The 22,711-nt window shown below is 31.5% G+C and carries 19 protein-coding genes; 15 read left to right on the top strand and 4 right to left on the bottom strand.

What is annotated here, in order from left to right; genetic code table 11:
* Positions 1-253 precede the first annotated feature (253 nt).
* Complete coding sequence (locus tag RDK80_RS11015; protein WP_094898859.1) at positions 254-499, bottom strand: helix-turn-helix domain-containing protein; 246 nt, start codon at positions 497-499, stop codon at positions 254-256.
* Positions 500-602: 103 nt separating this feature from the next.
* Here RDK80_RS11015 and RDK80_RS11010 point away from each other — a divergent pair, with 103 nt between their 5' ends.
* Positions 603-1,496 (top strand): diguanylate cyclase, encoded by an 894-nt coding sequence (locus RDK80_RS11010; RefSeq protein ID WP_094898860.1) that lies wholly within the window; start codon positions 603-605, stop codon positions 1,494-1,496.
* 202 nt (positions 1,497-1,698) lie between these two features.
* Complete coding sequence (locus RDK80_RS11005; protein WP_094898861.1) at positions 1,699-2,526, top strand: MerR family transcriptional regulator; 828 nt, start codon at positions 1,699-1,701, stop codon at positions 2,524-2,526.
* A gap of 314 nt (positions 2,527-2,840) precedes the next feature.
* Here the strand turns inward: RDK80_RS11005 and RDK80_RS11000 are convergent, their stop codons facing one another.
* Entirely contained in the window at positions 2,841-4,403 is a 1,563-nt protein-coding gene (locus RDK80_RS11000) for a cell wall metabolism sensor histidine kinase WalK (RefSeq protein ID WP_216559594.1), read from the bottom strand.
* Positions 4,396-5,109 carry a response regulator transcription factor gene (locus tag RDK80_RS10995; protein WP_094898862.1) on the bottom strand — a complete coding sequence of 238 codons (714 nt, stop codon included), beginning with the start codon at positions 5,107-5,109 and terminating at the stop codon, positions 4,396-4,398. The genes RDK80_RS11000 and RDK80_RS10995 overlap by 8 nt, the downstream gene beginning before the upstream one ends.
* 431 nt (positions 5,110-5,540) lie before the next feature.
* Here RDK80_RS10995 and RDK80_RS10990 point away from each other — a divergent pair, with 431 nt between their 5' ends.
* The 9 genes from RDK80_RS10990 (at position 5,541) to thrB (ending at position 15,362) form a co-directional block, all read left to right on the top strand.
* Complete coding sequence (locus RDK80_RS10990; protein ID WP_094898863.1) at positions 5,541-5,783, top strand: hypothetical protein; 243 nt, start codon at positions 5,541-5,543, stop codon at positions 5,781-5,783.
* A 262-nt stretch (positions 5,784-6,045) separates the two neighbouring features.
* The gene (locus tag RDK80_RS10985) at positions 6,046-6,726 is read left to right on the top strand and encodes a CPBP family intramembrane glutamic endopeptidase (RefSeq protein ID WP_216559592.1); all 681 of its coding nucleotides are present in this window, start codon (positions 6,046-6,048) and stop codon (positions 6,724-6,726) included.
* A gap of 50 nt (positions 6,727-6,776) precedes the next feature.
* Positions 6,777-7,631: a VOC family protein gene (locus RDK80_RS10980; protein WP_216559590.1), complete on the top strand. Its 855-nt coding sequence runs from the start codon at positions 6,777-6,779 to the stop codon at positions 7,629-7,631.
* Between the two features lie 201 nt (positions 7,632-7,832).
* Positions 7,833-8,192: a BlaI/MecI/CopY family transcriptional regulator gene (locus tag RDK80_RS10975; RefSeq protein ID WP_216559588.1), complete on the top strand. Its 360-nt coding sequence runs from the start codon at positions 7,833-7,835 to the stop codon at positions 8,190-8,192.
* Between the two features lie 10 nt (positions 8,193-8,202).
* Positions 8,203-9,954, top strand: coding sequence for a M56 family metallopeptidase (locus tag RDK80_RS10970; protein ID WP_308524317.1), 1,752 nt, complete (start codon positions 8,203-8,205; stop codon positions 9,952-9,954).
* Between the two features lie 492 nt (positions 9,955-10,446).
* Positions 10,447-11,775 carry an aspartate kinase gene (locus tag RDK80_RS10965; RefSeq protein WP_216559664.1) on the top strand — a complete coding sequence of 443 codons (1,329 nt, stop codon included), beginning with the start codon at positions 10,447-10,449 and terminating at the stop codon, positions 11,773-11,775.
* Entirely contained in the window at positions 11,776-12,990 is a 1,215-nt protein-coding gene (locus RDK80_RS10960) for a homoserine dehydrogenase (protein WP_308524316.1), read from the top strand.
* A gap of 13 nt (positions 12,991-13,003) precedes the next feature.
* Positions 13,004-14,488 carry a threonine synthase gene (thrC, locus tag RDK80_RS10955; RefSeq protein WP_216559582.1) on the top strand — a complete coding sequence of 495 codons (1,485 nt, stop codon included), beginning with the start codon at positions 13,004-13,006 and terminating at the stop codon, positions 14,486-14,488.
* Complete coding sequence (gene thrB / locus RDK80_RS10950; protein ID WP_216559580.1) at positions 14,481-15,362, top strand: homoserine kinase; 882 nt, start codon at positions 14,481-14,483, stop codon at positions 15,360-15,362. Before thrC ends, thrB begins: the two co-directional genes overlap by 8 nt.
* Before the next feature lie 265 nt (positions 15,363-15,627).
* Here thrB and RDK80_RS10945 read toward each other — a convergent pair whose 3' ends face one another.
* On the bottom strand, positions 15,628-16,995 hold the full coding sequence (locus tag RDK80_RS10945) for a sigma 54-interacting transcriptional regulator (protein ID WP_308524315.1): 1,368 nt from the start codon (positions 16,993-16,995) through the stop codon (positions 15,628-15,630).
* Positions 16,996-17,212: 217 nt separating this feature from the next.
* On the opposite strand from RDK80_RS10945, the gene RDK80_RS10940 reads away from it, so the two are divergent.
* From RDK80_RS10940 to RDK80_RS10925, 4 genes are all read left to right on the top strand, one after another.
* Complete coding sequence (locus RDK80_RS10940) at positions 17,213-18,499, top strand: aconitase X (protein WP_216559578.1); 1,287 nt, start codon at positions 17,213-17,215, stop codon at positions 18,497-18,499.
* A gap of 11 nt (positions 18,500-18,510) precedes the next feature.
* Positions 18,511-18,954: an aconitase X swivel domain-containing protein gene (locus tag RDK80_RS10935; protein ID WP_094898873.1), complete on the top strand. Its 444-nt coding sequence runs from the start codon at positions 18,511-18,513 to the stop codon at positions 18,952-18,954.
* Positions 18,955-18,976: 22 nt separating this feature from the next.
* Positions 18,977-21,145: an FAD-dependent oxidoreductase gene (locus tag RDK80_RS10930; RefSeq protein WP_216559576.1), complete on the top strand. Its 2,169-nt coding sequence runs from the start codon at positions 18,977-18,979 to the stop codon at positions 21,143-21,145.
* Between the two features lie 88 nt (positions 21,146-21,233).
* Positions 21,234-22,703, top strand: coding sequence for a methyl-accepting chemotaxis protein (locus RDK80_RS10925; protein WP_094898875.1), 1,470 nt, complete (start codon positions 21,234-21,236; stop codon positions 22,701-22,703).
* The last annotated feature ends 8 nt before the right edge of the window (positions 22,704-22,711 follow it).

Here is a 22,711-nt window from a genome sequence, read left to right as displayed (position 1 = left end):
AGATATATCTATGCATATATTAAAGATAAAGAAATACAATTTAAATAGTTTAAATTCATTCCTTTCTTTCCATTTTATCTGTTATCCACTTGGAAATTTTATTTTAAGGAAAAACTTTCATGTAATAAAATTAGAATAAAAAATGAGCTAGTACTACAGATGTTGTAGCGTTAAAGAATATGAATAACAAAAGAGGTCGTTATATTTACAAGAATAAGGGTAAATGATATAATGTTCTTTATTAGAACAAGCGCTATTTTTCTAATCCTAAAAGCCAATTTACACTGACATTTAATACTTGAGATAAGGCTGTTAATTCGATATCAGTAATAATTCTTTTTTGCTGCTCTAATTTAGAGATGCTTGCTCTGTCAATATAAACAGCTAATGTTTCGAGTTTTACTGATAGTTCTTTTTGTGTCATGTTGTTTTTTAATCTTGCAGTTTTTACTCTGAAACCTGCGATATTGCGTTCCTTGGAATCTAATACTAATTTCATAATCATCACCTTCTGTTCTTTATTGGAACAATTGTATTTTATATGAAGTTATACAACAATACGTTCTAATGAAGAACATATTATAAATTTGGAGGCTACAGTAATGTACAAAGAAGACCTTGAAATTAATGGGATAATTCAAATTATAATGAATCAGGAACATAGGATTTATTATAGTAGTATTGACAATAAAAGAACTTATAATTACCTAAAAAAGTTAAAAATTTTAGAGAATTTACCTATTGATTTACATGTTCAGTATGCTACAGGAGATAATTTTATAGGTATTGATAAGTTTTATATTTGTGATGAACTTTATTACATAATTATAATTAATCCGAAATCATCTAAATGCTGTAATTGTAGTAAAACACTAATAGATGATGTTACAGGTTTATATAGTAGGAGTTATTGGGAACAGATTAATAGTGAAATTCACTGTCACCTTAGTTTCAAAGATCTTTCTTTAATATTAATAGATATAGATAATCTAAAAAAGATTAATGATAGTTATGGACATCTAGAAGGAGATAAGGCTATTAAAGTAGTTGGGCAAGCCATTCAAAAGAGCATAAGAAAAGAAGACATAGGTATACGATATGGTGGGGATGAGTTCATAGTTTTACTTTTAAGCCAGGATAAAAATGCTGTAGATAAGGTTATAAAAAGGATTAGAAGACAAATTTATAAGCAAACAGTAAAAGAAAACATAGATATTCAAATTAGTGCAGGAGTGGCCTCAAATAATGATTTTTACAATATGGAAGATATTATAAGAACAGCAGATAAAAATTTATATAAAGAGAAAAAAATGAAGAAAAGTGAGAATCGAGAAAAAATGGATACTTTAAAAGAGCTAAAAGAACAGATTGAAGTAATGAGAGATGAGTTAAATAAGCAAGTTATAGAAAAAGATAAAGTAATGAGCAATGAGGATATATTAGAATTAAGTCAAAAGCTAGAGAAATTAATTGTAAAATATTTGAAAGATGCATAGGACGAATATTCATAAAGATCAAAAAATAATATATCGAGATAATGCCTCGATTTACTTTTTGAATATTATTTAAGAGAAATAATCCCTAATAATTTTAATTAAAAATATCTAAACATTTATTAAATTTATATTGACTCTCCTAGTACAGGAGGGTTTATTATTTATATGAGGACCTCAAAATATACATGTATAGGTGATTGAAATGTTTAAAATTGGAGATTTTGCTAGACTAAATAGAGTGACTGTTAAAGCACTAAGATATTATGATAGCCTTGGTTTGTTACAGCCAGAGAAAATTGATTCCTTCACAGGATATAGATACTATTCAGCAAGCCAGATGCCTAGACTCAATCGAATAGTTTCCTTAAAGGATATAGGATTTTCCTTAGATGAGATTGCTTTGATTCTAAACAGCAATATGGATTCGAAACAAATACAAATTCTCTTGGAGTTAAAGCATTCGGAAATCTCAGACAGAGTGAGAAGTGAACAAGCAAGATTAGATCGTATTGAAGCTTTTATTAAAATATGTAAACAGGAGGCGTATATTATGAAATATGACATTGTGTTAAAGGAAGTTGAACCTTTGAAAGTTGCCACATTGAGAGATACTATTCCATCCTATAGTGAACAGGGACATTTATGGGAAGAATTAGTAGAACATATAGAAAAATACGGTGTCAGGATAGTTCCACCATGTATGGTTATATATCATAATACAGGTTATAAGGAGGAATCAGTTGATGCAGAGGTAGTTGAGCCAATAGATGAAGACCTGCCTGATACAGAAAGAATTAAGGTTAAAGAACTTGAGGGAATAAAAGAAATGGTATGTGTCGTTCACCAAGGTTCATATCAGACTCTTCATATGGGCTATAATGCCATATCAAAATGGATTGAGGAGAATAAGTATGAAATAGTTGGACCACAGAGGGAATTATATTTAAAGGGGGAGTGGATTACTTCTGACCCTAATGAATATATTACTGAAATACAATTTCCAGTACGAAAAATAGAATCCTACAACTAATCAAAAATCTTTGAATAATTAAAATAGTTAAGTTTAATAATTATAGAGATTCCTTGGATAGAGATTACGTATCCAAGGAATTTTTATAACGAATAGAAAAGTTCTGCTTTAACATTCCATATCAAGAATTTGATCTTAATGAGTTTTAAGCAGATTGTGGAAATCTTTGATTTCGTGTAAGTCGTTTATGCAGTGACCAAGAAAAGCTACCTTTAACGTGTTGATAGATGCTTTTCATATTTTGATAATATTTAATGAGTTTTCAAATATAATATACTGGAAGCTAATAAGATAGTTTTATGGTGCAGAAGATACTATAAAGCAGGAAAATGTACATAGAAAGTAGTACCTATGCCAAGATGGCTTTCCACATCAATTTTCCCATTATGTAGTAGTACAAGTTGCTTTACTATAACTAAACCTAGGCCGCTGCCACCCTTTGCCTTACCTACATTTCTATGAGATTTGCTTTGATAGAATCTATCCCAAATATGAGGTAAGTCATCACTAGATATCCCAGTCCCATTATCTCTAACCATTAGAATAACAGAGTTCGGGGAACTTTCTATCTTAACTATAATTTCTCCATTTTCTGAAGCATTAATAGCATTTTGTAGCAGATTCCTGATTATCTGCTCAATTCGATCGATATCACCCATTATCGTTGCTTGGTCTATATTTTTTTCAAAAATAATATTTATATTCATACTTCGAGCTAATGCTTCCATGGATTCAATGACTCTATGTACTAGAGTTATTAAATTTAAAGGAGTTTTTTCTAGTTTTATGCTGCCGCTTTCTAAGCGGCTCAATTGCAGCATATCATCTACTAGTCTATTAATGTGAACAGTCTGAGTGTAGATGATTTCTAAATATTTGTTTAATAAATCCTTGTCCTGAACTATACCATCTTGTATAGCCTCTACAAATCCTTGAACAGCTGTAAGTGGTGTGCGAAGCTCATGGGAAATCTCAGAAAAGAGCCTTGTCCTTTCCTCTTCTACGCTTCTGTTTTCCTCCTGTATTTTTTGCACTTTTTCTGCTAACTTATTAAATTGATCTATTAATATTTTAACCTCATCAAGGGCAGGATGGTATTGTTGTGTAACATAGTTTCCACTATTTAATTCGGCCATGGCCGTACTTAATTCAGAAATTGGTTTCGAAATGTGCTCGGCTTGGTAGATAGAAACAAAAATAATCATAATAAGGACAAATATTCCTACTAATATTAGATATAGACGCATTTTAGCTATATTATGGTCAAGTTTAGAAGGAGTTGCTTCTAGGAGGATGCCATTAATAATAATATCATTACTGTCACCCATAGGGACGGCAGCGATAAAAGTCAACTCCTTTGTTTCCTTATTAATAACCTTTGCAGTTATGGTCTCGCCGCTAGATATTGCCTTGGCAAAGCTTTTATCTACCTGAGAGCCAGGTACTATTTCTTGGTTTGCGGAGGTAGCTACAATATTAGCGCTTTTATCAAAAATTGTAATTTTTGCATCGAAGATATCAGATAAAAATTTGATTTTTTCTTGCTGCTTTTGAGCAATATTACTACTATCATATTCTGACAGTGTAAGCTGATCCCAACTTTCTTTTTGTAACAATGCAAAATTTGCTCTTTTAGCTTTTCGTAATAATTCCTGTTGAATTTGATTATAAGTTACCTGTTTAACCGAAAAATCAAAAAATGCTATTAAAGCAGTTAGACAAAGAACAAAGCATATTATATTTATAAACAATATTCTGGTATAAATATTTCGATTGAACTGTTTTTTAAAAAAATGCCTTAAAAGCAATCCCAATTTTTTAAATTTTTGTAAGGATTTCTTAGCTTGCTTTTCTATAAGTTGTATATAATTATTCATAGGCTACTTCCTTTACTTTTAATGGGGATGTAAATTGATAACCTACGCCCCAAATAGTTGTTAAGTACTCATGGTCTAAAGAGGCTAACTTCTCCCTTAATCTTCGTATGTGTACATCTACTGTACGTTGATCGCCAAAGTAATCATATCCCCAAACTACAGATAATAGGTTTTCTCGTGAGAAGACACGAAGGGGGTTCTGTGCAAGATAATATAACAAATCAAATTCCTTTGGTGTGACGGCTATATCTTTACCATTTACTAGTACTGTTCTAGTACTAGACATAATTTCCAATCCCGGGTACTTTATATTTAAATGCTCTAATGTTTCATATGTGTTCGTTCTACGCAAAACCGCTTTTATTCTAGCCATTAATTCCCTAGGACTGAAGGGTTTTGATACATAATCATCGGCACCCATTTCTAACCCCAAGACTCGATCAGCTTCTTCTCCTTTAGCAGTAAGCATTATAATGGGAACCATGCGGATCTGTCTTAGATCTCGACATAGTGTTAATCCATCTTTACCTGGAAGCATAATATCAAGTATTATCACGTCAGGATTTTCTCTATTGAACACAGATAATGCAAGATCGCCATTGTTTACTCCTACAACTTCAAAACCTTCTTTTTCACCATATATCTTTATTAATTCTAATATATTCTGATCATCATCTACAACTAAAACCTTTCCTAAGTATTGCAATATTATCCCCCCTATTACTTTACTTAAGTTTAATAAATATAATATTTAGAAAGTGGAATTGTATATAAATTTATATTAATTATATCATTGAAATTCACTACATACTAGTATACTTATATTCTATATTTTGGTATGAAAATCCTATTCACTCAATAAATAAAGTTTAAAATGGAAATGATTAACATTAGTAAATATCATATATACATTAGGTTATAGGCTTATTTTAAATCATTAAATATTAAAGAAAAAGCCCAATAATCATATATTCTTGTAACAATTTGTAACAATTTAGAAACAAATGTTAAAAACTTAGAAAAAAATATGAAATAATATTCCAATATAATTATTTATAAGGTCCTTGGTAATTAAAAACCTATCCAAAATCTAAGCATTAAAATAGGAGGTGAGAAAATGTTAAATAAAATAGAAATATGGATTTATGGATTTACTTAAAAGATCTTATTAAGGAAAATTGTTTCAAAGGGGGATATTTTGGGAAACTACAAAGGAAGACTGAACACGTTCAAGAATTTCAAATTTCAAGACAAATGGATAAAGATGTATTGGAAATAGAGGAAGATAAAGATAACATTAAAATAGATATATCAAAATTAATTGATACTTTCAATCAGCTAGTAAACAACTATAATAAATCAATAGATTTTTTGAAATAGTTATTATAGACTAGATGATTTATATATAGATATAGGTCTAGCGGTTACCCCTTAATTTAAACTAAGCTAGAACCAATTGACTCTTGGAATTTTATCCAAGAGTCAATTTTATGTATGCCCAGCAAAGGTATAATTTGGATAAAAAATGAAATTTTAGTAGAATAAATAATTTAAAATTCCTAATTGAAAATAAAACTGATTCGAGATATAGTTATAGATATAAAATAAGCTTTAGTACTAGCTAACATGAGGAAGTGCAAAAATGAACAAAAGAAAAACGATAATTGGTATACTTATAATCACTGCTATATCTATAGCCATAATGTCCATTGTTGATGCTATTATAAATCCTGGCTATATGTATAAGTCAGCTATAAAGATAATAATGTTTCTATTTATCCCTTTAATATATATTTTTTGTGATAGTAATATTAACCTTAAAGATATATTTAAGGTTAAGTCTAAGAAGAAATTAATAATCTCAACAATTCTTGGATTATTAGTATATTTAATAATACTTGGTGCTTATTTAATATTAAAAAAATATATAGATTTAGATAGTATCAAAAATATACTAGCAGAAAATCTTAAAGTAAATAAGAATAATTTTATTTTAGTAGCATTATATATTTCTTTTATCAATTCTCTTTTAGAGGAATTTTTCTTTAGGGGATTTATATTTTTAAATCTTAAAAAACTAATTGCAATAAAAAGTGCCTATATTATAAGTGCTTTTGCATTTACAGTATATCATATAGGGATTATGGGAAGTTGGTTTAGCCCATTGATCTTTTTATTAGCTATGGTTGGTTTATTTGCAGGAGGAATTATTTTCAATTATCTTAATGAATCTAACTCAAATATATATAGTTCATGGTTAGTTCACATGATGGCTAATTTTGCTATAAATACTGTAGGATTTATTATGTTTGACATAATTTAAACACCTATTATTGGGTATATTATATTTACTAAAAGTATGAGGGTGATTTTATGTCAAAGTTTCATGAAAAACCAGATATATTTGTTAATCAGATAGTATTAAAAGCAGTAGATATAAAAAGGTCTATAGAATTTTATACAGAAATAATGGGATTTAGAGTATTAGATAGAGAAGAAAAAGAAGTGACATTAACGGCAGATGGAGTTAATCCTATGATTACAATTATAGAACCTGATGATGTAATACCAAAACTACCAAGAAGAACGGGAATTTATCATTTTGCACTTCTTTTACCAAATAGATTCTATCTAGGGTTATTTTTAAAACATCTAAGAGAAAAGAGTTATCCTATAATCGGGGGAGCACATCATGGCGTTAGCGAGGCTATATATTTAGAAGATCCAGATGAGAATGGAATAGAGGTCTATAGAGATATCGACAGTGAGGAATGGAAACGTAAAGGAAATCAAATAGAGATGGTAACAGATCCTTTAGATTATAATAGTATTATATTTGATGCTGGTGAAGAAAAATGGAGTGAAATTCCACAGGAGACCATAATAGGACATATCCATTTACATGTAGGAGATTTAGATGAAGCAAAAAAATTTTATTGTGATGGGTTAGGATTTGATTTAGTAATGAAAATGGCTAATTCAGCATTATTTATTTCGTCAGGAGGATACCATCACCATATAGGACTAAATATTTGGAACGGAAAGAATGCTCTAGCTTTGCCAGACAATGCTGCAGGTATGAAATATTATACTATAATATTCCCTGATATAGATGTAAGGGAAAATATAGTAAATAATCTAAGTAATCTAGGCTATGAGATAATAGAAGAAGATAATAATATATTTACGAAAGATCCATCTAATAATTTGATAAAATTAGTGGTATAAAAAGTTTTTGTGCTTTAGGATGATTCTAGTTATGGAATCATCTTTTTATATAAGAAAAACAAGCTATACTCAGGAAGGCAAAGACTAATAGATACTTATATAGAATTCAAAATATTATATTGACAACTCCATTCTACTATAGTAGAATGGAGTTGTCAATATTCTACTGCAGTAGAATAAACTGCAAAAAGGAGTGTAGTAATGGAAATTAAACTTTATGATTCAGAACTAAAGGTTATGGAGGTTCTATGGAAAGAGGGTGATACCACAGCTAAACAGATTGCTGAAACCTTAAAAGAACAAGTTGGATGGAGTAAAACCACCACTTATACGCTAATTAAAAGGTGCATCGATAAGGGGGCCATAGAGCGAATTGAGCCAAATTTTATCTGTCACCCTCTTGTAACTATTGAACAGGCGAGGGAATTAGAAACTACGGAACTGATTAATAAGATGTATAATGGTGCTGCTGACCAGCTTGTGGCTTCTATTTTAAGTAAGAAAAATCTATCGCAAGAAGAAATTAAAAAGCTAAAACAACTTGTCGGAGATCTAGAATGAGGATATGGCTATGGATATACTAAAAATGAGTCTTTCGTCTATTAGTCTTATTCTAGTGATTATTATTATTCGTGCACTGACACTTCACAAGCTACCTAAAAAAACATTCCTTGTTCTTTGGGGAGTGGCATTGTATCGCCTGTTAATTCCTTTTTCTCTATCATCACGTTTTAGTATTTATACGATTGCAGACATATTAAAAAATAAGGTTTCAACCATAAATATACCTTCCATGGTAACTACCATGCCTAATATTGGAATGACAGATAATAGTATAAGCACCATGTTATCAAATGAGACAATCAAAAATATATCTCCTGTAATAATAGTGTGGATAGTCGGTTTACTGGGTCTTGCTTTGTTTTTTCTTGTAACCCATATTCGTTGCCGTATAGAATATAAAACTTCATTGCCGATTGACAACGAATTTGTGAAAGATTGGCAGCAGAGGCATCACATATGCAGAAGAGTACAAATCCGACAGTCAGATAGAATAGTAGCCCCGCTAACTTATGGAATATTCAATCCTGTAATATTGTTACCTAAAAAAACAGATTTGATGGATGAAACTCGACTTGGATATATACTTACCCATGAATTCGTGCATATCCGAAAATTTGATATACTGAAAAAGTTGATTTTAGTATTTGCTTTGTGCGTACATTGGTTTAATCCATTTGTATGGGTAATGTATATGCTAGTAAACAAAGATATTGAACTTTCCTGTGATGAAACTGTAGTGAGGATATTCGGAGAAGATATGAGATCCAATTACGCCATGACGCTGATTAGCTTAGAAGAAAAGAAAAGTAGGTTAACCCCTCTGTGCAACAATTTTTGTAAGAATTCTATTGAAGAAAGGATTGTGTCAATTATGAAAATAAATAAGACTTCTTTTACAGGAATATTACTTGCTCTTGCTTTAATCATTAGTACCACAGTCATATTCGCTACGAATGCCGCTTCTGCTACTGATAAAGAGCAAGAGAGCAAGCATATCACTGCGGTAGAAGAAGAAATAACATACGTGGAAACACCAGAAAGTAAAGCGAAGGCGTTTGCAATGTATGAACAATATGGACTTAGCTACAACAAAGACAGAGATCAGCTATTCTACAAGGGAGAATTAGTCAGATATTTTGAGGACTACTATCCACTTGGTGAAGGTACCAGTGCAGGGAGAGATTATTTCAATGAAAATGGTATTATAGACGTTCACGCTTTAAGGGATTTATCACAATTAACTCGCAATCCTGACGGTTCCACTAATCCCAGTGGTAAACTTATTGGAGTAGAACCCTATAGCAAAGCCGAGTTTGATGCAAGAAACGTCGATGAATTGAAAAATCCGTCTCAGACCTATACAGCATCGATTGATGAGTCTACTGAGAATAATAATTCTGATGTAGCGCAGGAATTACTATTACAGGATGGAGATTCACCTGTGGTCCATTATATCTCAACGGAAAATATGATGATGCCAGATGAACTGGCAAAAGTGTACGCTGTTTACGAGCCCTTTGGTGTAACTTATGATAAAGACCAGGATTGCTTTTACTATAACGGCAAGCTCGTCCGAGAGTTTATCGATATTTTATCGTCAAACGGCGAAGATTTGGACAGGGGAAAGTTTAAGGGATCTTTTCGTCAGATGAACAATCTTGATGGAAAGGGAGAAATTGATATAAAAGCTATACGTGACTATACGAAGCTTAACTCTGAGGGAGAAGGAGAACTCATCGGAATTGAAGTTGTAAAATAGCTTGTTGCCATGATAGTATTTTATGGACAAATGCTAAGCCAGTTGAAGATCTAAATGTTATTTTAGATAGGGTAAAATAGTTAGATATATAATATACAAAATAAAGATCACAGTTCCAGGTAAATGCTACCTTTGAGCTATGGTCTTTATATTTTACAGAAAATGTATTTAAAAAAACACTTTACTTTAACGGGATAATATTGTACAATAGTAGAAATATTAAAATTTCAATTAAAAGCTTTGAATAGGACGAGTAAATCTTTTAAGGTCATTAGAGATAGAAGTTCACCGGCTGAAAGACTTCTTTGATACACTAGATTGAAAACCACCTATGAGCCCAGTCCTGAACAATAGTAGGGATATGCGTTTGCTGCGTTAAAGCTATTTACTTAATTTGTTTTTGGGTGGAAACGAGAAGATAAAACTCGTCCTATTTAGGGCGGGTTTTTTTGCATATTTTTTTAGATATAGGAGGAGTTAAAATTGAAAGATATAATCGTAGCAAAATTTGGAGGAAGCTCCCTAGCTGATAGTACGCAATTTATCAAAGTGAGAGATATCGTTAAATCAGATATTAGGAGAAGGTATGTAATACCCTCTGCCCCTGGAAAACGAAATAGTAAAGATCATAAAATAACGGATTTATTATATATGTGCTATCAACTTGCATCACATGGTCTAAACTTTGATGAAGTATATACAATTATTGAAAAAAGATATAAAGATATATGTGATGAGTTAAATTTAAGTTTGCAGATTGATAAAACATTAAATGAAATAAAGGACAAGATTAAAAATGGCGCCTCTAGAGATTATTCTGCAAGTAGAGGGGAATATTTAAATGCTATTATACTTTCCAATTACTTAGGTTTTGAGTTTATAGATGCTGCAGAATTGATTTTATTTGATAATAAAGGAAACTTTGATTCAGAAACTACAGAGGAAAAAGTTAAGTCACGATTATCAGAAGTTTCTTATGGTGTCATTCCTGGATTTTATGGGGCTAAAGAGAATGGTGAGATAATAACCTTTTCTAGAGGTGGGTCTGATATAACAGGTTCTATTATTACCAGTGGAATAGATGGTGAGCTCTATGAAAATTGGACAGATGTATCTGGATTTCTTATGGCAGATCCCCGTATTGTTAAAAATCCAAAACCTATTAAAATTATCACATATAAGGAGCTTAGAGAACTTTCTTATATGGGAGCTCCAGTACTTCATGAAGAGGCTATTTTCCCAGTGAAAAAGGCAGGAATACCTATAAATATTAAGAATACAAATTCCCCAGAGGACCCTGGAACTATGATTGTAAATGATCATACTCCTATTAGCTCTGGAAATATAACTGGTATTTCTGGGAAAAAGGATTTTACTGTTATATCTATAGAAAAAACTTTGCTGAATTCAGAAACAGGCATTTTGAGAAAGTTAATTTCTGTATTTGAGACTAATGATATTTCCATTGAACATGTACCTACTGGTATAGATTCGATCTCAGTAGTAGTTTCAAATTCAGAGCTTAACTCAAAAATGAATAAAGTAATAGAAGAGATACGAATATATTGTAATCCGGACTCAATTTCATGTTATCCCAATATGGCACTTATTGCTGTAGTAGGAAGAGGAATGATAAAGGCTAAAGGGGTGTCTGCAAAAGTATTTAGTGCTTTAGGAAATAGTGGAGTTAACGTCAGAATGATTACTCAAGGTTCATCTGAATTAAATATAATTATAGGAATTGAAAACGATGATTTCGATAAAGCCATGACTGCTATATATGAAGTTTTCGAAAATGATAGTTCTATGGAGAGTGATTAAATGATAAATATTGGTTTACTTGGTCTAGGTACAGTAGGCTTAGGTATAGTAGAGATACTAGATAAAAGAAAAGATGAGCTTAAAGCAATTTTAGGCTCAGAATTGAGGATTAAAAAGATATTAGTAAAGAATAATAGTAAAAAAAGAAGTATAGATATAGAAAGAGAAATGATTGTTACTGATTTTGAAGATATTTTAGAAGATGAAGACATTAGCATAATAATTGAGGTTACCAGTGACTTGGAAAATAGCTATAAATATATAAAGAAAGCATTGAATGCTGGTAAACATGTGGTTACAGCTAATAAGGCTGTTGTATCGAAATACTTTGAGGAATTATCTAGCTTGGCAAGTGAAAAAAAATTAGCATTTCTTTATGAAGCTAGTGTAGGTGGAGGTATTCCAATACTAAAACCCCTTAGAGAACAAACTGCAATTAACGAGATAACTAAGGTGCAAGGTATTTTAAATGGTACATGTAACTATATTTTAACTAGGATGTTTGAGGAAGGGATGGACTATGAGGATACTTTGAAAATAGCCAAGGAATTAGGGTATGCAGAAGTTGATCCAACAGCAGATGTTGAAGGATATGATACTTTGAGAAAACTTAGGATACTAGGAACGATTGCATTAAGGGGAAAAATCTCAGAGGAAGATATGATATTGGATGGAATAAGCAGTATTACAGCATTTGATATGGAACAGATAAAAAATATGAATTCAACAGTAAAATTAATTGGAGAGGTTAATATGGAAGATGGTAGATTTACTGCAGTAGTTCAACCAACGATTATAAATAAGGATTCATATTTTTCAAAGGTAAATATGGCATATAACTCCATAGTTTTGATAGGTGATAATGTAGGAGAGTTACGATTTTATGGCTCAGGGGCAGGCGCATTACCCACCGCAGATGCAGTTTTAGGGGATGTTATAGATGTAGTAAATAACTCATATGGAAAGATAAATCCATTAGGAAAAAGGAAAGTTCAAAATAATAATTTAATGATAAAGGACAAGTATTATTTAAGAATTTCTGAAATGGAAAAAGAGGATATTAGCAAATTACGAAAAATAGCTGAAAAAATATTGACTACGTCAGAAAACTTTGCAGTTATTACGAAAAAAGTCTTTTTAAAGGATATCTTAGATTTAATAAAATCATTGGGACTCCGTAAAGACAAGTATTTTTTAGGAAGAATACTTAATTAAAGGGGAGAAAGATATGAGATATATTAGTACTAGAAATAAAGAAATTTCAATTTCATCAAGTGAGGCAATTATTCAAGGTATTTCAAAGGACGGAGGATTATTTGTCCCCCAAATATTACCTAGAATAGAAGACCTAGAAGCTATGGAGAATATGGATTATAGAGAGATAGCATATACAATAATGAAGAAGTTTTTTACAGATTTTGAGCCTGAATCACTTAAAACCTGTATAGATAAAGCCTATGATAATAAATTTGATACAGATATTATTGCCCCAGTAGTAGAGGTAAACAATTCTTTTATCTTAGAGCTTTTCCATGGACCGACTTTTGCCTTTAAAGACATGGCTCTATCCATACTTCCATATTTACTAAAGGAATCCATAAGGATTACAGGCATTCAAAAGGAAATAGTGATTTTAACTGCTACTTCAGGGGATACAGGAAAAGCTGCCTTGGAAGGGTTTGCAAATGTGCATGGAATAAAAATAATAGTATTTTACCCTGAGAATGGAGTATCAGAGATTCAGAAAAAACAGATGATAACTCAAGAAGGAGAGAATACTTTTGTAGTAGGCATAAGAGGAAATTTTGATGATGCTCAAAATGGAGTTAAAGATATATTTAATGATAGAGAGTTTATTGAACTCATCGATAAAAATAATTATATGTTCTCATCTGCAAATTCAATAAATATTGGTAGGTTAATTCCTCAAATAGTCTATTATTTCTATAGCTACTCAATGCTTGTGAAACAGAAAAAACTAAATAAAGGAGAAAAGATAAATATTGTTGTACCAACGGGTAATTTTGGAAATATACTTGCAGCCTATTATGCAAAAGTTATGGGTCTTCCCGTAAATAAATTAATATGTGCATCCAACGAGAATAATGTTTTATCGGATTTCTTTAGGACTGGTGTATACGATAAGAGAAGGGAACTGATACTTACTTCATCTCCATCTATGGACATCTTAATCTCAAGTAATCTAGAACGACTCCTATTTCATTTAAGTGGGGGAGATGACAAGATAGTGGCAAGTAGTATGGAGAAGCTTCCTAAAGAAGGATTTTATAAGATAAATGATCTAAATTTTGAAGATTTCTACAGTAATTATTCCACAGAGGAAGAGGTTAAAGAAAGGATTTGTAAAGTATTTAAGAAAGAAAACTATCTTATGGATCCTCATACTGCGGTAGCCATAAATGTATATGAAAAATATAGATCAGAAACTAAAGATAATCTAAAAACAATTATAGCTTCCACTGCCAGTCCATATAAATTTGGTAATACAGTAGCCTCAGCAATAGGTATAAAAACGGGAAATAAAGATGAATTTAGGATACTAGAGGAGTTGGAAGATAAAACCAAGATTGCAGTTCCAAAGGCTATAAAAACTTTAAAAGATAAAGTAATATTGCACAATAACAATTGCAATAAAGGTGATATGAGACAGATAATAGAGGAGTTCCTAAAGGTAGGTGTGGCAAATGATTAAAGTGAAAGTTCCTGGAACCAGCGCAAATATTGGTCCGGGTTTTGATGCCCTTGGTTTAGCACTAAATATATATAATTCTTTTATATTTGAAGAAATTGACAAAGGATTAGAAATCAGCGGATGTAATAAAGCCTTTGCAAATAAAAATAATCTAGTTTATAAGTCTATGTTAAGGACATTTGATAAGATAAGGTATTCACCTAAAGGAATTAGGATAGATATGAGTACTGATATACCAATTTCAAGAGGATTAGGCAGTAGTGCATCTTGTATTTTGGGAGGAGTCATAGGGGCTAATCACCTAGCTGGAGAGCCTCTTTCTAAGGATGAAGTTCTAGAGTTAGCTACGGAAATTGAAGGACATCCCGATAATATAGCACCTGCTTTATTTGGCGGATTTGTTGTATCCGTTATGGAGAATAAAAGGGTAATATATAATAATATACATATTCCTAAGGGAATTAAATTTATTGCTTTGATACCAGACTTTACCTTATCAACAAAAGAAGCTAGAGCTGTTTTACCTTCTACTGTTTCATATAAAGATGCCATATATAATGTGGGTAGGGTATCTTTGTTATTATCAGCATTATCTAATGGTAGATTTGATTTGTTGAAATATGCAGTAAATGATACTCTTCACGAACAATATAGAGGAAAATTAATTCCCAATTATTTTAATATAGTTAATAAATGTAGAGAAGCTGGATGTCTTGGAGTATTCTTAAGCGGTGCTGGCTCTACAATAATGACTATTATTGATAATAATGATAATGAATTTAAAGACAAGATAAATGAATTTATAGATGATATTTGGGATATTAGAGAGTTTGAACTAGATTTAGGGGGAGTCAGTATCCAAAGAATGTACTAAACCTGTGCAATATGGAAATCTTCTATATTGCACAAGTTTTTATTATTTTGATTTCAATACTTTTCTAATATCAAAGATATTCCAAGGATATTCATCATAAGGCAGATAAATAAAAGTAGAATTTGTCTTATTAGTAGGGTGATAAGATCCTATTTTATAAGATAGAATGAAATAATTATCTATACTAAGAGATCATATATAGTTCAAAATAAGTATCATGAGTATATAGTATATTCGTGGCACCTGGTCTTTTTTCTTCTAAATTTTAGTATTTTTCCAAGAGCCTATATAGTCTACTTCTAGATATTCCAAGGGATTTAGCCGTTAATGTCTTATTACCATTATTTTTTATTAAAGCATCTAATACTCTATCTCTCTCCCAATTGTGAAAATCATCAATAATTGATTTCGGTTTTAGAGAATCATCTACTGGAATATTTTGAATGAATTTATTATAATTACCTAGAACATTTATTATTTCTTCTTCCATGATGGCGTTATTATCACTCATTATGCAAATTCTTTCTATTACGTTTCGCAGTTCTCTTACATTTCCTGGCCACGAATAGGATTGCAATACTCTATAAGATTGTTGTGTCAGCTTTTTTTGGTAGCCATATTTCTTATTAATAATATCAATAAAATGATCTGATAGAGCAATTATATCTTCTGGCCTTTCCCTCAAAGGTTTTATAGGCAAGTGAATGATACTCAGACGATAAAGCAAATCTTCTCTAAAGGTTTTCTTATTGACCATTTCATAAAGATCCTTATTTGTTGCTGCAATTATTCTAATATCCAACTTCTTAGATTCTATTGAACCAAGACGAGTTACTTCTAATGTATCAAGTAATCTTAATAATTTGACTTGCAATTCAATGGGAATATCTCCTAATTCATCGAGGAATAGAGTTCCATGGTTTGCCAATTCTACTAACCCGGGCTTACCCATGCTATTTGAGCCTGTAAAAGCACCTTTTTCATATCCAAAAATTTCAGATTCAAGTAATGTTGAAGGAATAGAAGGGATGCAAATTGAGATAAAGGGACCTTCTTTTCTTTTGCTGTTTTGATGAATAGTTTTAGCTATCACTTCCTTACCACTACCAGTCTCACCAGTTATAAGAATTGTGGAATCCGTAGGGGCAAATTTTAAAATACTAGCAAATAATTTTTTCATATGATCGCTGGCGAATATAAATTCACTATTAGATAACAGTGTATTTCTTAAATATTCAACCTCTTGTTTATAAACTAAATTAATATCACTTGCTAAGGTTGCTTTTTCAAGAAGATTATTAAATCTATCAGGATTTACAGATACAGTTACAACATATTTGATATTCCCATGATGATCGAATATTGGAGTACAGGTTGAAAGAGAGGAGTATCCTTTTTCGGTATAGATTATACCTGATACCTCTTGTTTTGTATTCATTACATCTAGAATATAAGACTTATCATAAATACCTATGGCTAAAATATCTTCTATTCTCTTTCCCGTCCAATCAGATAATGAAGTATTTGTATTATCTCTTACAAATTTATTCACAAATACATATTTAGCATCTTTATCAGTTATTAAAATGGCATATTCAATATGATCTAATATAGAATGAAATAAATTAGTCATGGCAGTCGCTCCCTCTGTAGCAGAATGTATCAAAATGCTTTATAGTTAAATACATTATAGTACAATATGATACAAAAAAATATACCTAAAATCATTCCGATGATAGAATGTGGCAAAAGTCCCAATTTTAGACTTGGCATGTTAATTGCTATAGAAATATACTAAGGAAATTCAATGTTAATATTATAACAATATATTTGATTAAGGGAGTGGTTTTATGGATAGCTACAATATGAAGTTGGCCCCCGAAGAAATTGAAATATTAGATGGAAGGAGAGGGGAAACCTTACAAAAAGCACTTAAATCCGTAGTTCTTTATGGAGAAACCTTTGGAGCGAAGAGATTACTTCCAATTGATGGCTCCATACACTTAGTAACATCCTTTGGCATACCAATGTTAACGCCAGTATTTGATATTATGGATGAATTAATCAAAGAAAATCTTAGGACAAAAGAAAGCTTTACAGTAGATCCAAGACCTTTGGATTATGAAAATGTAAAATGTAATCCTCTGCAAAAAGTTGTATTTAGAATTATGTACGGAAAGCAAGAAATGTATGAGAAGCAATTAAAAGGAGTGGGATTAAAAGATGATAATGCTTTTACATGTACTTGCTATTTGCCAGAGGTTGGTAATACGCCAAAGAAAGGAGATATATTGTCTTGGGCTGAATCTTCAGCAGTAGTATTTGCAAATTCTGTATTAGGAGCAAGAAGCAATAGAAATTCTGGTGTAATAGAACTATTATGTGGCATAGTAGGTAAAGTTCCGGAGTTTGGTCTTTTAACAGATGAGGGTAGAAAGGCAAAATGGCTGATACAACTTAAGACTTCAAAACTTCCTAATGCTCAAATCCTTGGAAGTGCAATAGGTATGAAAGTTATGGAAGATGTTCCGTATATAGTAGGTCTAGATAAACATTTAGGTAAGGGCATTAGTGATACTACTATTAATTATCTTAAAGATATGGGTGCTGCTAGTGCTTCTAATGGAGCTGTTGGACTATATCATGTAGAAAATATTACTCCAGAGGCAATAGATCTAGGAGAATCTCTATTAGTGGATGATTACAAAACATATATTATAGACGATGGAGAATTAAATAGAATATATGACTCTTATCCTATAATGTGGAAAAACCCAAGTCAAACTCCAAAGAAATGCTTTATAGGATGTCCACATTTAAGCCTTAGTCAAATATATGATTGGGTAGAGAGAATAGAAGAAGCAGTTAAAATTAGTGGAAAAAGCAAGGTTTTGATAGATACTATACTGAGTGCTTCACCTGATGTAATCCAAGAATTTAAAAAAGATAAATTAGCACTACAAAGACTTAATAGTATGGGAGTAAAACTAACGTATATCTGTCCGTTAATGTATATGAACAATCCACTTTGTGCTAAGGAGCCAATCATTACAAATTCAAATAAGTTGAGAACATATACAACTGCAAGATTTTATACAGATGAAATCATATTATCTAAGATAACAGGTTTGAAATAGGAGGGATTTGTATGTCTAGGATATTTAAAGGTAGGGTTGTATTAGGTGGAAATTTAAAGGAAGAAGCAGTGGTGACAAAGGAAGGGTTGAATATATTAGCATCTTTTCAAAAAAGCGCTTTAAAGAAATCTAAAAATGTAATATGTTCTGATCAAAATAATAAAGATTTATATAATAAAAATTTGACTAATAAAATAATATGCCTACCGCAAACAATTGGCTCAACAACAGGTGGAATGGTACTTCAAGCTATCGTAGAATTAGGAATAGGACCATCAGCAATGCTTTTCTCTGAGCATATTGATTCCCTTGCAGCGGCAGGAATAATTCTGGCCGAAGTATGGAATGGTAAAAAAATCATTACTATCGATCAGTTGGGAAATGAATTTTTAGAATATGTCAAAACAGGACAAAAAATAGAAATAAAAGATGATGGGACCGTAATAGTCGAATAGAAAATAGGAAAGGTGGATTTTCATGGAATATAATAAAATTTTTGAACCTGGAAATATTGGAAAGCTGAACCTAAAAAATAGAATCGTTATGGCACCTATGGGAAATATTAATATGGCTGATCCTATTGGCAGACCAACTCAAAAGATGATAGACTATTTTGTAGAAAGAGCAAAGGGTGGAACAGGTTTACTTATAACAGGATTAGTTCCTATTTCTCAAGGAATAGACCCTACTACTGAGGAAGATAATGAAACTACTTATTTCCCTAGAATTGACGGATCATCTAGAACTAGAATGTCTGGATGGAGAGATTTGGCATCAGGTGTCCATTCCTATGATGCAAAGATTTTTGTACAACTAACAGCTGGACTTGGGAGGGTTGGTTCACCAGAGCCAGCACTTAAAGGAAAGATATTAAAGTCAGCATCTATTAATAAGAATTTTTATGTACCTGTCTTACCACATATTCCATTATCTGATAGAGCTATTAATAAGATAGTAAAAAGCTTTGGACAAGCCGCGGCTAATGCTAAAATCAGTGGATTTGATGGAATCCAACTTCATGGACATGAAGGCTATCTTATGGATCAGCTTACATCAGCTCCGTGGAATAGAAGACGAATAGGAAGATATAAAAATAAATTTCAATTTGGTATTGATGTAGTCAGAGAAATAAAAAGAAGATGTGGCGAAAACTTTCCAATAATATATAGGATTGATTTGACTCAAGGGCTTCAGGAATCCTATGGAGATGAGGTATTTAAAAAGAACTTTAAAGGGATGGAAAGAACTATAGAGGAAGGTCTAGAATTCTGTAAGGCATTAGCCAATGCTGGAGTAGATGCATTTGATGTGGATAAGGGATGCTATGATAATTGGTTCTTCCCACATCCCCCTGCATATTTCGATGACATGCCATATGTAGAAGAAATAGCAGGAAGGCTCAAAGAATATTTCAAGAAAGAAAATATTGATAAAAGAGTTATAGCTGTAGGAAAGCTGGGTAAACCTGAAATAGCAGAAAAGGTCTTAGAAAATGATTTTGCAGATTTTGTGATGTTAGGAAGACCTCTTCTTGCTGATCCATACTGGCCGCAAAAAGTTAGAGGAGGCAGAGTAAAAGAGATAATACACTGTATGGGAGATCAAGAAGGCTGTATTCAGTCATTTATATTAGGAGGGCATCCATGCTGTACTGCAAATCCTTATACAGGTTTTGAGGATACGAAAAGATTAATGAAAACCGATAAACCAAAAAAAGTAGCAATAATTGGGGCGGGACCTGGAGGATGTGAGTTAGCTAAGACAGCTTTTTTAAGAGGACATGATGTTACTTTGTTTGAAAAAACAGATAAATTAGGAGGGCAATATATCCCCGGTTCTAATATGAAAATAAAACATGATTTAAGCAGATTGCTAGAGAATACAAGGTATACTATGGAATTACTTCAACAAAAAGGATTAAAAATAGAATACAACATTGAGGTTAAAGAAAAAGATTTAAAGGATAAATTTGATGTTATAGTATGTGCCAATGGAATAATACCGTTTATACCAAAAATGAATGGTCTAGATGAAATTAGGCATGTTGAGGCTAGAGATTTTCTAAATAAGAATATGGAATTAGAACCAGATATAAAGAAGGTAACTGTAGTAGGCGGAGGTGTAGTAGGTTGTGAACTGGCTTACTCACTAGCCTATGAAAAGGGTGTGGAAGTTACAGTAGTTGAAATGTTACCTGATTTGATGAGTGGTGTAGTCCACGCAAATCGTTCAATGTTATTATGGATGATGATGGGTAAAGGTTCCCCATCTGGAAAAAAAGCTGATGCTTTAAAGATACCCATAAAAGCATATGTATCTTCTAAGGTAATTGGATTTAACAAAAATCAAGTAATAATTACCGCTAACAAAGGAAGAAAAAATCCTTATGAACCATGGATTACATTAACTCCAGATAATATTCACGTTCCATTCCAAAAGAAGCTAGATCCAAATAATGTAGAGGAAATAAAAATAGATACTGATTTAGTAATACTTTCAATGGGAGGGAAGGCAAATTCGAATCTTTATTTTGAGCTATTGAAAGAAAAGACGGCAAAAGAGATTTATTGTATTGGCGATGCAAGAGAACCTGGTAGAGGCTGGGAGGCCGTAACAGCTGCAAATGATATAGCTAGATTTATATAGTTAGAAGAAATACAAGATAAAAAACCAATTTTAAAATTGGTTTTTTATCTAAGAAATTAAAGTTTATTATAAATGGGGGTTGTTTGTAATGGAGAAAGAAAATCTTATTTATACACGAAACAAATTAATAATAAAGTTAATGTGGATTTCTTTATTATTAGGATTGATAGTTGATATTTTAAATAAAGTTCCTATTAATACTATTATTATTTTAGCATTATCTGGATTGCTATGCGGGGGAATGGCAACGATACTTACTTATAAACATATTTTTGAAACAAAAATTAAATATATTATATTAATAGAGCTGACAATAATTGGTTATCTAATAATAAGCTCAAATCCTCATATCGGCAATTATCTGATGCTATATTATATTTTGGCGATAATTACTTTGTATCATGATTTTAAACCGATAATTATGTCTGGAATTATAAATTTGTCTTTAACTAATTATTTTTTCGTTGCATACAGGGAGACTATGTTTATAGGACTTGATAAGAAACATCTTATTTCAATGAATCTTTTTTTAGTATTGATAACTTTTGTATTGGCATTTCAAAGCAAAATTGGAGTGAATATGAGAAAAAAATTGGAAGATAACAATAAAAAATCTGAAGAAGATAGGTTAAAGATAGCTAATATGTTTGAAAAGATTCAGTATACAGCTAAGGTTTTAAAGGATTTCAGTAAAGGATTAACAGAGAGTGTGAATGCAATAGGAGAAATATCTGGCGAGATAACTAATATATTTTCAGAGATTGCAGCAAGTATTGAATTCCAAGCAAAAAGTGTTGGTGATATAAATAACTCTACAATAAAGTCAAATAAAGAGGTAGAATCTGTTCAGGATGCTTCAACTTCCATGAATGATATAACCGAGTCTACAGCCAAGGTTTCTGATGAAGGAAATATAGAATTAGAATCTTTAAGAAGAGAAATTGACAATGTAAGTGAAAATATAGGTCAAACTTTAACTATTATTGATAACTTAAACAAAGAATCACAACAAATAGGAGTTATATTAAATACAATAAGTGAAATAGCGGAACAAACTAATTTATTAGCACTGAATGCTGCAATCGAAGCTGCTAGGGCTGGAGAAAGCGGTAAAGGTTTTGCAGTTGTAGCTGAGGAAATAAGAAAACTTGCTGAAAACTCAAGAAAATCCACCGATGAAATAGCATCTATTTTGAATGGAATTCAAGATAAGTCGAAACAGACTAAGGAAAAGTTCAATTCGGTTTCTCTTTCTTTTATTTCTAGTAAATCTGCTGCAGAAAAAGTGGATGAAGTTTTTAAACAAATCAATGATAATAATATTAATGTTTTAAATCAAGCTAAGAATATGGACGAAAAAATAAGGACATTAAAAGAAAACTATGAGATAATTGCAAATGAAGTAACTTCCATATCCAGTGTTACAGAGGAAAACTCTGCATCCGTTGAGGAAGTTACTGCAAGTGTAACAGAACAGAATGGAAGAATAAATGACATAGTTGAGAACTTTAGAAAGCTAGAAAAATTGAGTGAGGAATTAGATGGATTGGTAAATTAAAGGAGTTC

The sequence above is a fragment of the uncultured Tissierella sp. genome (assembly GCF_902479755.1).
In the GTDB taxonomy this organism is placed as follows: Bacteria; Bacillota; Clostridia; order Tissierellales; family Tissierellaceae; genus Tissierella; species Tissierella carlieri.
This window is presented reverse-complemented; position numbering and strand designations above follow the sequence as displayed.